Origin of the sequence: Myxococcus sp. AS-1-15, assembly GCF_020037055.1 — a bacterium.
Taxonomy (GTDB): Bacteria; Myxococcota; Myxococcia; order Myxococcales; family Myxococcaceae; genus Myxococcus; species Myxococcus fulvus.
In genome coordinates this window covers 366,434-378,865 of sequence record NZ_JAIQDF010000011.1, presented here as the reverse complement: position 1 = coordinate 378,865, position 12,432 = coordinate 366,434, and the positions used below count along the sequence as shown (strand labels likewise).

Sequence of the window (12,432 nt, the reverse complement as noted above, 5' to 3'; positions counted from 1 at the left end):
TGTCCCGAGGGGGGATTTTTTCAGCAGGACACCAGCCGTTTCAGCTCGGCACACACGCGTCCCAGCGACCCGGGGGCGTTGTCTTGGCTGCACCGACTGGCGTCCCCTGGATGCGCCTATCTTTTAATGGATTCGGGGCATCCAGAAAAGGCGTGTCATCACGAATGACCCAGCACATCGGCGCTCGCAGGCTGCATATTCACGGCCCGCGTCACCGACGAGAGGAGCACTTCATGAAGTTCACACAGCTGGGCCGCACCGGCCTGCGTGTCTCCCGCCTCTGCCTGGGCTGCATGAGCTACGGCACGCCTTCCTGGCGACCCTGGGTCCTGAACGAGGAAGCCTCCCAGCCCTTCTTCCGCCGCGCGGTGGAGCTGGGCATCAACTTCTTCGACACCGCGGACATGTACTCGCTGGGAGTCAGTGAGGAAGTGACGGGTCGTGCGCTGCGACGGTATGCGCGCATGGAGGAGGTGGTGCTCGCCACCAAGGTGTACTTCCCCATGGGGGACGGGCCCAACATGCGGGGCCTGTCTCGCAAGCACATCGTCCAGGCGTGCGAGGCGAGCCTCAAGCGCCTGGGGGTGGAGACCATCGACCTGTATCAAATCCACCGGATGGACCCGCACACGCCGCTGGAGGAGACGCTGGCGGCGTTGGATCAGCTCGTGAACCAGGGCAAGGTGCGCTACCTGGGCGCGTCGTCCACGTTCGCGTGGCAGTTCGCCCGCGCGCTGGGCGTGGCGGACCTGCACGGCTGGTCGCGCTTCGTGTCCATGCAGGACCACTACAACCTGGTCTACCGCGAGGAGGAGCGGGAGATGCTGCCCCTGTGCGAGGCGGAGGGCATCGGCGTCATCCCGTGGTCTCCCCTGGCGCGCGGGCTGCTCGCGGGCTCCCGCAAGTCGCTCACGGACCGCAGCTCCACGACGCGCGCGAAGACGGATGCGTACGCGCCCGTGCTGTATGACCAGCCGGGTGACTGGGAGGTGGCGGAGGCCAACCGGAAGGTGGCCGAGGCGCGCAACGTGCCGCCCGCGCAGGTGGCCCTGGCGTGGCTCTTGTCACGGCCGGTGGTGACGGCGCCCATCATCGGCGCCACGAAGCCGGAGCACCTGGAGGACGCCGTGCGCGCCGTGGACCTCAAGCTCACGGCGGAGGAGCTTCAGCAGCTCGAGGCGCCATACCAGCCCCACGCGCTGCGCGGCATGTGAGCCGCGCGCGGGCACCTCAGAGGTCCATCTGAGGTGCGGACCTGGGCGCCTCCATCGGGGTCATGGGGCCGTCCAGGAACGCGGCGCGCGGTCCGGCGCCGCCATAGGCCATCGCCTCGATGCGGTTGACGCCGGGAGAGGCCGGGTCCCTCGGGTAGCACTCCGCCTCCGTCTCCTGGAGCTTCAGCTCCGGGCGGTGCTCGCCCATCCGCTCGATGCGCGGGGGCACGTAGCCGACGGCGTCCTCGAAGGCGTAGCGCGTGAGCAGGCGCAGGGTGGCCACCGGCCCGCAGCGCACCTCTGGACGGCGCACCATGTTGCCGCCGATGGTGAGCTCTCCCGGGTGCGCGCCACCCACGTTGGACACGCGGACGGCCTGGGGAACCATGGTGACGGCCCACGTCTCCTGGCAGCTCACCACCACGTCCGGCACGGGACGGCTGACGAGCTTCAGCGGCGCGTACTCGCCCGCGGCCATCGCGGTGCGGATCAGCGGCTTCCACGGGGGGATGGTGCCCTCCGGCATCAGGTTCGTCCGGCACTCCATGGACGTGCCCGCGTCGTCCGCGACGAACACCACCTGCACGTTGCTGAGGTAGCGCGCGCCGGACGCCTCGGCCCGCTCCAGGAAGCGCAGCACCAGCGCGCTGCCATCCTGCGCGAGGCCGAAGGGCATGGAGATGGCCCAGGGCGAGTCACCGGACTCGAGCGCCAGCTCCGGTGGGACGACGGTGACGGGGGGGCCGCGGCGCGGCACCACCGACGAGGTCCGCGCGCACGCGGCGCACAACAGCAACAACAGGGTCAGGGCTGAACGACGCATGGCGTCCCCTCCGAGAAGCGCACCTGGGCCAGGTCGAGGCTAGCACCGCGCTCACGCGCCCGGCTGCAGTGCCCTCCGGAAGGCAATCATCCAGGAGCCCTGTCGATATGGAGGGCGGCTTCGCGCGTTGTCGAGGCCGCCCGCGTGCGCCCGCTCAGGAGCCCAGGGCCTCCGGGCTCTTCAGCCACTGCGCCGCGGCGCGCACGTCCGCCTCGAAGTGGATGCGGGCCTCCGCGCGCTCGCGAGGGTCCTGCCGACGCAGCACGTCCCACGGCGCGAAGGTGGCCAGCGCGCCGGGAGCCCATTCGGAGGGCACCAGCCGCCCCCGCCCCACGTCCAGCCGGAAGCCCGGTCCCAGCAGCACCTGCCCCGCGGCGCCGCCCAACGCGAGCAGCAGCCGGGGACGCACCCGCGCCGCCTCCGAGGCCAGCTCCTCCCGCAGGGCCCGGGTCTCCGGCCAGCTGAGCGCGCCCGAGCGACGCCCCGGCCAGCGGGCCCGGGACACCCGCAGGTCCGAGCTCCGCAGCCCCGCGCGCGAGAGGACCAGCTCCAGCAGCCGGCCCGAGGGCCCCACGAAGCACGCCGCGTCTCCCTCCTCCCGGGTGCCGGGCACGTCCCCCAGCAGCAACACCCGCGGCCGCGCGTGGACCGGGTCCGGCGACGCGGCGCGGGCCGGGGAGGGCCCAGGCTCCGGGAACACGAGCCCCGCGCCGAAGGACAGCCTCGCCCGATCCCAATGCGCGCTGGCGTCCGGCGTGAAGAGGCTCCAGTGGAGCGAGGGGAAGCGCCCCACGAGGAAGGGCGCGGCCAGCCGGACGACGAGGTGCTCCGGCCGGTACCACGCGACATGGCGCGCCTCTCCATCCGAGGCGGCGCGATGGAACCGGACGCGAATCACCAGCTCCCGCAGGTCCCGCCGCACCGCGCGCTCCATGCGCCGCAGCCGCTGGACGTCCCGGTCCGCGTCCTTCTCCAGGAGGCGCCGCTCACCGTGCGTCAGCCGCCACAGCACGCGGTACAGCAGCGCGAAGCGCTCCGGATCCCGGTGACACACCACCTTCTCCGCCAGGGACAGGAAGTCCGCGGGCAGCGCCGGGACGGCCCGGGCGCCACCACCGGACAGGAGCGGGTCCACCCACTGCGTCCACGCCCCCTGCCCCTGTTCGAACTCCACCCGGTCCGGAGGCATGCCGCGCACCAACAACCCACGCGCCACCTCCCGGAACGACGACAGCTCCGGCGCCACGCTCACTCGCACCTGGACCTCCTGGTCGCTCGACCACCCGAGCGACGCAGGCTACCTTCCAGGTCTGACACCGCCAGCCCACCCAGGGCGTCGTCGCGCGCTACTCCTCCTTGGCGAGCGCGTCCACCTGCTCCTGGAGCCCGTCCAGGTCCTCGAAGAAGGACTCCACGGGCTGGGCGCGGGCCACCCGGAAGACGGGCGGCAGCAGCGTGCGGGAGAAGTCGAGCGACGTGCTGAAGGGCTCGTTGCCCAGCAAATCGTTCGCCCGCGACACGGCGCCGAAGGCCAGCGTCACCACGACGAGCACCCGCACCAGCCGCGCCGGCTCCCACCGCGCCACGTAGCGCAGGTGCCAGAAGAGCCCCCAGCCCATGAGGAGCAGGAACGTCGCGTGGTACACCCAGGAGAGGCTCGCGCCCAGGCCCAGGCTGAAGCCCAGCGCGGCCACCAGCAGCGGCAGCGCGACGGCGCCCAGCAGCACCAGCGCGCCGATGGTCGCGTGCGCGCGGTAGTGGAAGTGGCGACGGGAGATGCGGCTGGCCACCGCCCAGCCTCCGGCCCACAGGAGCGTGAGCGTCAGGGGCATCACCAGGGCCACCGTGAGCTCGCCCCAGTCCGTGCGCGCGTAGTTGCCCAGGTAGGACGCCAGCGCGCTGAACAGCAGCAGGGACAGCATCGCCACGGGGAAGGCGCGCGGGTGCTCGAACACGCGCTCGCGGGGCTCGCCGGACACGGTGCTCACCACCGTGGGCGGCACCGCGTGGTTGCGGGCCCGGAAGCGCAGCACCGTGTCCCCCACCGCCACGCGGGTGTCGGGCGCCAGCTCCAGCTCCGCCAGCTGCGTCCAGGGCTGCACGCGCCAGGTGCCGTTGTCGCTGCCGACGTCGCGCAGCACGAGCGCGCCGTCCTCGCGGCGGTCGATGCGCAGGTGCTCGGCGGAGACCTTCGGGTCATCCAGGATGACGTCGTTCGAGTACGCGCGGCCCACCGTGGCCGGGAAGCGCTCCAGCCGGTGACGCGTGTGGACGGAGTCACCCTCCAACACCTCCAGGAAGATCACTTCGTCCACGACAGCCCCTCCAGGTAGCGGCGCGCCAGCTTGCGCGCGTTGTCCGCCGTGAAGCCGCCCAGCGTGAGGCTGGTGTCCACCCCGCTGGTGCTGGCGTTGAGCGCGGCGGCGCGCAGCACCAGGTCATAGAGCCCCGGGAAGCGCTTGTACGCGCGCAGGCACATGGCCGCGCGCACGGGCAGCCCGCCCACGTCCACGAACTCGGAGGTGCACCGGAAGTTGGTGACGTCCTCGCGCGAGGCCTCCACCGTGTCCGGGTCCTGCGAGAACAGCGCGGTGTAGAGCGCGGAGAAGCGCAGCGCGCCCAGCTCCTGGCTGGAGGCCTGCTGATGCAGGAAGGCCACCACGCCGGTGCGGTGCCGCGAGGACAGGTAGATGTCCTCCTCGGACGAGCACTGGTAGTTCGTCACGGTGTACGGCACCTCCGGGTCATGCGGCGTGTCGCCCCAGCACTTGAGGAAGGGAATCCACCGCCCCGGGACGTGGTAGCTGCCCAGGGCCTGCTTCGGCAGCGAGGCCGCGAGCATCTGCTCGGTGAGCCGCTGCTGGTTCTCGATGAGCTGCGCGCGCACCGTCTCCAGCAGCGCGGGCGTCGCGTCCGGCGCCATCTTCAGCGCCCGGCCGAGCAGCGTCCTCGCGCGGTGCACCGGCACCAGGAAGCCCAGCTGGTTGCCCATGGTGGCCACGTTGACGCCCACCACGGTGCCCTGCCCCGTCAGCGTCGGGCCGCCGCTCATGCCCGGGTTGATGGCGCCGCTGAAGTGCAGGCGCTCGTAGAGCGAGTCCTGGATGAAGCCGTTGTACGTGCCCTCGACGATGGTGGTGCCCAGGTCATGGGGGTTGCCCATGGCGAACAGGCGCGCGCCCTGGGGCGGCTCGCGGTCCTCCAGGACGAAGTAGTCCTTCACCGATTCATCCATGCGGATGACGGCCAGGTCGTGCACCACGTCCACGTCCACCAGGCGCGCGGGCACGGGCTCCCCGCCGGTGCGCAGCACGAGCTGCGCGGTGTAGTCCTCCGGGTGGAGCACCACGTCGGAGACCACGTGGTAGTTGGTGATGGCGTACCCGTCGCCCGAGACGAAGAAGGCGGAGCCGATGGAGGAGCGCGTGCCCGAGCGGCGCTCGATGATGCGCACCTGGGCGACGCGGTTCTGGATGCGCTGGAAGAGTTCGTGGGTGGCCGGGGGCAACACGGCCGGAGGCGGCTCGGGCGCGGGAGCGGGCACGACGTCGGGTTGGCTTCGGACGGCGGAGGGCGCGCCCGGTTCGGATGGGGCGACGGCCGGCGCCTGCCCCAGCACGGCGACGAGGAGGAAGACGAACATGGATGCGGCGCACGCTATCCCAGCGCCGCGCGCGCGGGGGTACCGAGTGGCGGGGCATGAGGCCTCCGGTGCGCTCGTCGACCCACCTGCCCTGTTGGCGACGCGCCGGGCAGCGGGTAGGGTCCGCCCCGCCCGAGGTGCCTCGTGGGGGTCCACGAGGTTTAGCAAGGGAATCCGGTGTGAATCCGGAGCTGCCCCGCAGCGGTCAGTGGGAACGAACGCCGTCGAACGCACTGGTCCTCGGCAGACGAGGGCTGGGAAGGGGCGGCGCCTAGGACGCCAGCACGCGCCGCGATGAGGGGCGGGTGGTGGGAGGCCCACGGAGCCCGAAAACCTGCCTCGAGCCCATCTGGGACGCGGACAGCGCCCCGGGTGGCGCTTCGCCCCCGGCCTTCGCGGGAAGGTCAGGCCATCCCTCGCGGCCCACCGCCGCCCTCGGAGGTCTTCATGTCCGGGGAGGCCCGTGGGCCAGGAGTCCGTCCATGAGTCACATGCAGCCGTCCCTCCCCTCCTCCGCCACCGAGACGCGGATGGTGGACATGGTGTTCCCGGATCAGACCAACCACTACGGCACCCTCTTCGGAGGTCAGGCCCTGAGGTGGATGGACATGTCCGCGTTCATCACCGCCAGCCGCTACACGCGCCGCACCGTGGTCACCGCGTCCAGCGAGCGCGTGGACTTCCACATGCCCGTGCAGCAGGGGCAGCTCGTGGAGCTGGTCAGCCGCGTGACGGCGACGGGCCGCACCTCCGTCACCGTGGACGTGGAGATGTTCGCCGAGGACCTGCTCACGGGCGCGCGGGAGCTGTGCACGCGCGGGCGCTTCGTGCTCGTGGCGCTGGATGAGCACCGCAAGCCCACCGCCGTGCCCCCGCTCTTGCCCGAGCCGGGTGCGCAGTGACGTGAAGCCCTGAAACGCAATCCGCGCCGGGGCCGGCTCCTCGGGCTCCGGCGCGCACTCCAGCAGATGGCATCACGCGGGGACCCGCCCGCCTCCGAGGCGGCCCGCTCGCGGCGCCGCCCAGGGCGCCACCGGGGATTCATTCGTGCGCGAGCCGCGCGGTCGTCACGACTCGGAGGCCATCCGCCCCGCGCGCCCCCGGCGCCACGCCGCGTATGACGCCACCAGCGCACCGGCCAGCGCCCCCGCGAGCGCGCCCAACAAGCGCCGGGGAACCACGCCAGGCGTCGTCGTCGGCTCCAGGCGGAACGTCTCCAGCGAGGCTCGGACGCTCGGCGCCAGCACCTCCCAGCGCACCGCGGGCGCGCTGACGACGACCACCGCGTGCCGCCCCTCGGACGCGAGCCCCGCCACCAGCACCGTGCGCGTCTGCCCCGCGTCCCGCAGCGTCCCCAGCACCTCCACGCGCGGCGCATCGCCTCCAATCCGGTCCACGCGCTCCGGCGACAGCACCACCCCCAGCTCCCGCTGGAAGTGCTGCATCACCGCCGACGCGAAGTCGTCACGCTCGGACGGGCTCGCGGAGAAGCCGCGCTCCACCACCGACACCAACATCGTCGCCGCCTCCGGGCCCTCGCCATCCGCGAGCGCCGCGGACAAGGACCTCGGCGTCTCCGCGTCCAACGTCACCGCCCCCGCCACCGAGCCCGTGTACGGCTCCCACCGCACCATGTGGAAGCCCTCGGGCGGACGCAGCACGTAGCCGTCGCGCCGCAGCTCGGTCCCGAGCGCGCCCGACAGCAACAACCACCCGCCTGCCACCCACGAGAGGCTCACACCGCGCAGCATAGGCCCCCCGAGCCCCGGACGCGGCCACTCACGCGCCAGGCCGCATGAACCCATGGATACCCAGAAGACACGGCTTCACGGGCATGAGGCCCACCGGCCCGGCTCACCGTGAAGTCAGGCCCGCGCGCCTTCGTTGTGACATCCCCGTCGGGCACGGGTAACCTCGCGCCGAGATGAATCCTGCAGCCCGGGTGGAGATGGAGGCTCGCGCCGACCGAGCGCTGCGCCGTGGAGAGCTGGTCGAGGCGCTCGACCTCTATGAGGCGCTCCTCCTGGCCTTCCCGGACGACGGCGCGCTCGCCGACAAGCTCGCCAACCTCCGCGAGTCCCTCCAGCCCCTGGAGCTCCAGAAGCTGGAGGCCTCCCGACCGCCCGAGGAGCCTGAGCTCCCGCTCGGCCCCTCCTCACCCGCCCAGGAGGGTGAGCGCCTGTTCGCCCTCGGGGACTACGTGGGAGCGGCCGCCGCCTACCGCCGCGCCGTCCAGGAGCGCCCCGACAACGAGCTCTTCAAGGAGCGGTTGATCGAGGTCTACCGGATGGCGAAGGAGATGCCCCTACAATCTCCGACAGACAAGGCGCTGCCCAAGGCGCCCCAGCCCCGTCTGCAGGCCCTGCTGGACCGCGTCGCCTCTCGTCGCCGCCTCAAGCGGGACTGATGGAAGCTCGCGTTTCCACTCGGAAATCCGATCCGTGAGGTGATTCGCGCGTTGCACCCCAGCGCGGGGGCCTCCTATCATCAGGTCCGACGTCGCTGTCATGGTGGGCACTCCTGCCTCTGACACCCGCGTCCGACCCCTATGGCCCGTTCACTGAGACTCGGAGTCCTCACCGGTGGCGGAGACTGCCCCGGGCTCAACGCGCTCATCCGCGGCCTCGTCAAGCGGGGCACGCACGAGTTCGGCCACGAGTTCGTCGGCATCGAGAACGGCTACATGGGCCTGGTGGAGCCCGACCTCACGCGTCCCCTCACCGAGGAGGACACGCGCGGCATCCTCCCCAAGGGCGGCACCATCCTGGGCACGTCCAACCGCGCCAACCCGTTCATCTACGCCTTCAGGGAGGGGGAACGTTGGGTGGAGCGCGATGTGTCCGACGCCGTGCTGCGCCGCTGCGAGGCGCTGAAGCTCGACGGCGTCATCGCGGTGGGCGGCGACGGCACGCTGTCCATCGGCCACCGGCTCAGTGAGAAGGGCCTCAAGGTGGTGGGCTGTCCGAAGACCATCGACAACGACTTGAGCGGGACGGACCAGACGTTCGGCTTCGACACCGCGCGGCTCATCGTGACGGAGGCGTTGGATCGGCTGCACTCCACGGCGGAGGCGCACGACCGGGTGATGCTGGTGGAGATCATGGGCCGGCACGCGGGCTTCCTCACGCTCGAGAGCGGGCTTGCTGGCGGAGCGGACGTCATCCTCATCCCGGAGATTCCCTACCGGGTGGAGTCCATCGTGGAGAAGCTGCGCCGCAGGGCCACGCGCCGCCGCAGCTTCTCCATCATCGCCATCTCCGAGGGCGCCTTCCCCGTGGGCGGCACGCTGGCCGTGCTGGACAAGGCCGAGGACGTGCCCGGACGCGGCGTGGTGCGGCTGGGCGGCTCCGGCAAGGTGTGCGCGGACCTGCTGGCGCAGCACGTGGAAGCGGAGATCCGCGTGAACGTGCTGGGCCACCTGCAGCGTGGCGGGAGCCCGAGCGCGGCGGACCGCGTGCTCGCCACGCGCTATGGTTGCAAGGTGCTGGACCTGGTGCGCGATGGACAGTGGGACCACATGGTGGCCCTGCGCGCCGGAGAGATTGTCGCGGTACCGCTGAGCGAGTCGCGCAAGGAGCGCCGGGTGGACCCTTCCGGTGAGCTGGTGCGCTTCGCGAAGAGCATGGGCATCAGCTTCGGGGACTGAGGGAGGGGGAAGGCACTTTCGCCGCACACGTCATGACGCTCGTCGGCCGCCATATCGGTCGCTATCGCATCCTCGAGCAGCTCGGCTCGGGGGGCATGAGCGTCGTGTACAAGGGGCTCGACACCGCCCTGGACCGTGAAGTGGCCGTGAAGGTGCTGCATCCCCACCTGGCGGGCAAGGACGAGTCGCGGCGGAGGCTCGCGCGCGAGGCCCGCGCGGTGGCCAAGCTGCACCACCCCAACATCCTCGAGGTGTTCGACTTCTCCGCCGCGGACGCGCAGGACGCGTTCATCGTCACCGAGTACATCCGCGGCCAGACGCTCAAGACGGTGCTCGACGAGGGGCCCATGGATCCGCCGGAGCTGGCGGCCATGGTCATCCACGAGCTGGCCGCGGCGCTCGCGCATGCGCACGAGGCGGGCGTCATCCATCGCGACCTGAAGCCCGAGAACGTCATGGTGCGCGAGGACGGCATCCTCAAGCTCATGGACTTCGGCATCGCGCGGCTGCTCGACATCGAGGAGCGGATGACGGTGACGGGCACGCTCGTGGGCTCGCCCGCGCACATGTCCCCCGAGATCATCGAGGGCCTGGAGGCCGGCCCCGAGGCGGACGTCTTCAGCGTGGGCATCATGTTCTACGCGGCCATGACGGGCCGGCTGCCCTTCTCCGCGCCCAACACCACGGCCACGCTCAAGCGCATCCTCGACGGCGACTACGAGGACCCGCGCCGCCGCGTCCCGTGTCTGTCGGATGAGCTGGCGGACATCTGCGCGCGCTGTCTGCAGAGGGACCCGAACCAGCGCTACCCTGACGCCGGCAAGCTGCGCGACGCGCTCGCGGACTACCTGGCGGGCCTGGGCTTCGCCCGCGTGGGCGAGGAGCTGGTGTCGTTCTTCGCCGACCCGCCGTCGTACCGGAAGCTCGCGCGCCAGCGCATCGTCGCGTCGCTGCTGGAGCGCGGTGAGCGACTGCTCGCGGAGAAGCGCACGCCGCGCGCGCTCGGCTGCCTCAACCAGGTGCTGGCGCTGGACGCGCAGAACGCGCGGGCGCTGGGGCTGCTCAAGGGCATCCAGCGGGCGCAGCGCGCGCGGAAGTGGCGACGGCGCGGCATCCGGCTCGCGGTGGGGCTCGCGTCCCTCACGGCCGTGAGCCTCGGCGGCTACAAGCTGTACCACGCGCCCGCCGACGCCGCGTTCCATCCGCCCGAGGCGAGCACGCCCTCCACGCCCCCGTCCATGACGTCCGGAGGCCGCGAGCCGAGCGGCCCCGAGGCGACGGCGCCCTCCTCCACCGACCCGACCGGGGCTGGGCCCGCCGCGCCCACGGGCACCGGCGTGGCCCCCGGCGCGCTGCCGCGAGCCCCCGAGGGTCCAGGCACTCGCACGCCGTCGCCCCGGAGCGAGGGCTCGCGCGGCATGGCGTCGAAGAGCCCTCCCACCGAGGCGCCGGGCACCCGCGCCGACGCGCTGTCCCTGGTCCCCGGCGGGCCCTCCCCGCGCACGGGCGGTCCGCGCGCGGTGGGCGGCGCACCTCGCGCCGCGGACGATGCGCGCGCGGTGGGCGGCCCCGGTGAGGAGCGCGTCGCCGGACGGCAGCCCGGGGCGAAGAAGGTCTTCGCCACCATCCTCGTGCGGCCCTTCGGGGTCATCCGCGTGGGCGACGGCGCGCCGAGCGCCCAGGCCCTGTCGAAGCACGACGTGGAGCTGTCCCCGGGGCGCCACACCGTCACCATCTCCTGCGACTACTGCCTGGACGTGAAGGAGGACATCGAGGTCCAGTCCGACGGCGAGAACCGCTTCCACCTGGGGGCCCAGCCCAAGCCGTCACCGCTCTCGCTCGAGTACACGCCCGCCGAGGCCACCGTGCGCGTGGGCGACCAGGTGCGCACCGCGCGCGACAGCGTCCAGCACCCGTTCGAGATTCGCGCGCCGCGCGGCCCCGCGGGCTTCCTCCACACCGTCGCGGTGGAGATCTCCCACCCCGGCTACAAGACGGAGCGCCGCGTGGTGCAGCTGCGCCCGGGAGAGCCGACGCTCGTGGCCGGGAGCCTGTCCCCCGAATGAACCGTGGGCTCGCGCTCATCTCGCTCTGGCTCGTGCTGTGGACGCCAGCCGCCTCGCTCGCGCAGGAGGACACCGGGGACCCGGAGGTGACGGCCCTGCGCGCCAGCTTCGAGTACGGCAAGTACGCCGAGGTCCTGGACCGCGCCGGCGCGCGCATCGACCGGGGCGGGCTGGGCGAGGACGAGCTGGTGGAGCTGCACAAGCTGGCGGGCCTGGCCGCGTTCAACCTGGGCCGCACCGAGGAGGCCTCGCGCCACCTGCGCGCCCTGCTCCGGTTGGACCCCGACTTCAGCCTGGACCCGTTCGTCGTCCCGCCCCCCGCGGTGGCCTTCCTGGAGGGCATCAAGGACGACATGACCAACGAGCTGGAGTTCCTGCGTCAGGAGCGCCGGCTGCGCCAGGAGCGCGAGAAGGCGGAGACCGAGCGCCGCGAGCGCGAGCGCGTGGAGGCGGAGGTGCTGCGCCGCCGCGCCGAGGAGCTGGCCAGCCAGGTCAACGTGCGCACCGTGGAGAAGCGCAACTTCCTGGTCAACTTCGTCCCCTTCGGCGCGGGCCAGTTCCAGCAGGGCCGCAACAGCCTGGGCATCGTCTTCGCCGCCACCGAGGGTGTGCTCGCGGTGACGAGCGTCATCTCCTACTTCGCCTACGAGTCGCTCTTCGAGGAGCGCACGCTCGAGCTGGACAACGTGCTCGATGACGACGGCAAGGCCTCCATCACCATCCGCTTCATCCCCACCAGCCGCGAGCGCCAGCGAGACACCTGGCAGCTGCTCAAGCTGGCCTCGGCCGCGGGCTTCTACACCATCTACGCCCTGGGCGTGGTGGACGCGCTGTACCACCATGAGGACCAGGTGGTGCGCACCACCGTGGAGACGCGCGAGCCTCCGGCGCGAACCACGCCGCGCACCGAGGTCCTGACTCCCCGCGCCACCCCGCCGCGCACCACCGCGCGCGTGGGCGTGTACCCCACCTCCGGCGGCGGCGGCGTCGCCCTGTCCCTCACCTTCTGAGCCCCTCAACCTCCAGGTATGTGAAGCCCT

General features: G+C 72.0%; 11 protein-coding genes and 1 riboswitch. Of the genes, 6 read left to right on the top strand and 5 right to left on the bottom strand.

Features of this window, described 5'->3' with window-relative positions; all coding sequences use genetic code 11:
- Positions 1–233 precede the first annotated feature (233 nt).
- On the top strand, positions 234–1,214 hold the full coding sequence (locus K8625_RS28405) for an aldo/keto reductase (RefSeq protein ID WP_223749893.1): 981 nt from the start codon (positions 234–236) through the stop codon (positions 1,212–1,214).
- Positions 1,215–1,230: 16 nt separating this feature from the next.
- Here the strand turns inward: K8625_RS28405 and K8625_RS28400 are convergent, their stop codons facing one another.
- From K8625_RS28400 to K8625_RS28385, 4 genes are all read right to left on the bottom strand, one after another.
- Entirely contained in the window at positions 1,231–2,037 is an 807-nt protein-coding gene (locus tag K8625_RS28400) for a hypothetical protein (RefSeq protein ID WP_223749894.1), read from the bottom strand.
- A gap of 154 nt (positions 2,038–2,191) precedes the next feature.
- Positions 2,192–3,295: a DUF4130 domain-containing protein gene (locus K8625_RS28395; RefSeq protein WP_223784454.1), complete on the bottom strand. Its 1,104-nt coding sequence runs from the start codon at positions 3,293–3,295 to the stop codon at positions 2,192–2,194.
- Between the two features lie 88 nt (positions 3,296–3,383).
- Positions 3,384–4,352, bottom strand: coding sequence for an FHA domain-containing protein (locus K8625_RS28390; protein ID WP_223784453.1), 969 nt, complete (start codon positions 4,350–4,352; stop codon positions 3,384–3,386).
- The gene (locus tag K8625_RS28385; RefSeq protein ID WP_223784452.1) at positions 4,340–5,680 is read right to left on the bottom strand and encodes a S1C family serine protease; all 1,341 of its coding nucleotides are present in this window, start codon (positions 5,678–5,680) and stop codon (positions 4,340–4,342) included. The genes K8625_RS28390 and K8625_RS28385 overlap by 13 nt, the downstream gene beginning before the upstream one ends.
- Before the next feature lie 118 nt (positions 5,681–5,798).
- Positions 5,799–6,037: riboswitch (cobalamin riboswitch) on the top strand.
- A gap of 125 nt (positions 6,038–6,162) precedes the next feature.
- Here K8625_RS28385 and K8625_RS28380 point away from each other — a divergent pair.
- A complete protein-coding gene (locus tag K8625_RS28380; protein WP_223749898.1) occupies positions 6,163–6,582 on the top strand; it encodes an acyl-CoA thioesterase in 420 nt (139 codons plus the stop codon).
- A 165-nt stretch (positions 6,583–6,747) separates the two neighbouring features.
- Here K8625_RS28380 and K8625_RS28375 read toward each other — a convergent pair whose 3' ends face one another.
- Complete coding sequence (locus K8625_RS28375) at positions 6,748–7,431, bottom strand: hypothetical protein (protein WP_255653529.1); 684 nt, start codon at positions 7,429–7,431, stop codon at positions 6,748–6,750.
- Between the two features lie 173 nt (positions 7,432–7,604).
- Here K8625_RS28375 and K8625_RS28370 point away from each other — a divergent pair, with 173 nt between their 5' ends.
- From K8625_RS28370 to K8625_RS28355, 4 genes are all read left to right on the top strand, one after another.
- Complete coding sequence (locus tag K8625_RS28370; protein ID WP_141330997.1) at positions 7,605–8,087, top strand: hypothetical protein; 483 nt, start codon at positions 7,605–7,607, stop codon at positions 8,085–8,087.
- Positions 8,088–8,228: 141 nt separating this feature from the next.
- A complete protein-coding gene (locus tag K8625_RS28365; RefSeq protein WP_223749899.1) occupies positions 8,229–9,326 on the top strand; it encodes a 6-phosphofructokinase in 1,098 nt (365 codons plus the stop codon).
- 32 nt (positions 9,327–9,358) lie between these two features.
- The gene (locus K8625_RS28360; protein WP_223784451.1) at positions 9,359–11,392 is read left to right on the top strand and encodes a serine/threonine-protein kinase; all 2,034 of its coding nucleotides are present in this window, start codon (positions 9,359–9,361) and stop codon (positions 11,390–11,392) included.
- Positions 11,389–12,402: a tetratricopeptide repeat protein gene (locus K8625_RS28355; RefSeq protein WP_223784450.1), complete on the top strand. Its 1,014-nt coding sequence runs from the start codon at positions 11,389–11,391 to the stop codon at positions 12,400–12,402. Before K8625_RS28360 ends, K8625_RS28355 begins: the two co-directional genes overlap by 4 nt.
- The last annotated feature ends 30 nt before the right edge of the window (positions 12,403–12,432 follow it).

Excerpts from the sequence above, each read along its gene's own strand:
- K8625_RS28400 (WP_223749894.1), bottom strand. The coding sequence starts at position 2,037 with ATGCGTCGTTCAGCCCTGACCCTGTTGTTGCTGTTGTGCGCCGCGTGC.
- K8625_RS28370 (WP_141330997.1), top strand. The coding sequence starts at position 7,605 with ATGAATCCTGCAGCCCGGGTGGAGATGGAGGCTCGCGCCGACCGAGCG.
- K8625_RS28365 (WP_223749899.1), top strand. The coding sequence starts at position 8,229 with ATGGCCCGTTCACTGAGACTCGGAGTCCTCACCGGTGGCGGAGACTGC.
- K8625_RS28360 (WP_223784451.1), top strand. The coding sequence starts at position 9,359 with ATGACGCTCGTCGGCCGCCATATCGGTCGCTATCGCATCCTCGAGCAG.
- K8625_RS28355 (WP_223784450.1), top strand. The coding sequence starts at position 11,389 with ATGAACCGTGGGCTCGCGCTCATCTCGCTCTGGCTCGTGCTGTGGACG.
- K8625_RS28380 (WP_223749898.1), top strand. The coding sequence starts at position 6,163 with ATGAGTCACATGCAGCCGTCCCTCCCCTCCTCCGCCACCGAGACGCGG.
- K8625_RS28375 (WP_255653529.1), bottom strand. The coding sequence starts at position 7,431 with ATGCTGCGCGGTGTGAGCCTCTCGTGGGTGGCAGGCGGGTGGTTGTTG.
- K8625_RS28405 (WP_223749893.1), top strand. The coding sequence starts at position 234 with ATGAAGTTCACACAGCTGGGCCGCACCGGCCTGCGTGTCTCCCGCCTC.
- K8625_RS28385 (WP_223784452.1), bottom strand. The coding sequence starts at position 5,680 with ATGTTCGTCTTCCTCCTCGTCGCCGTGCTGGGGCAGGCGCCGGCCGTC.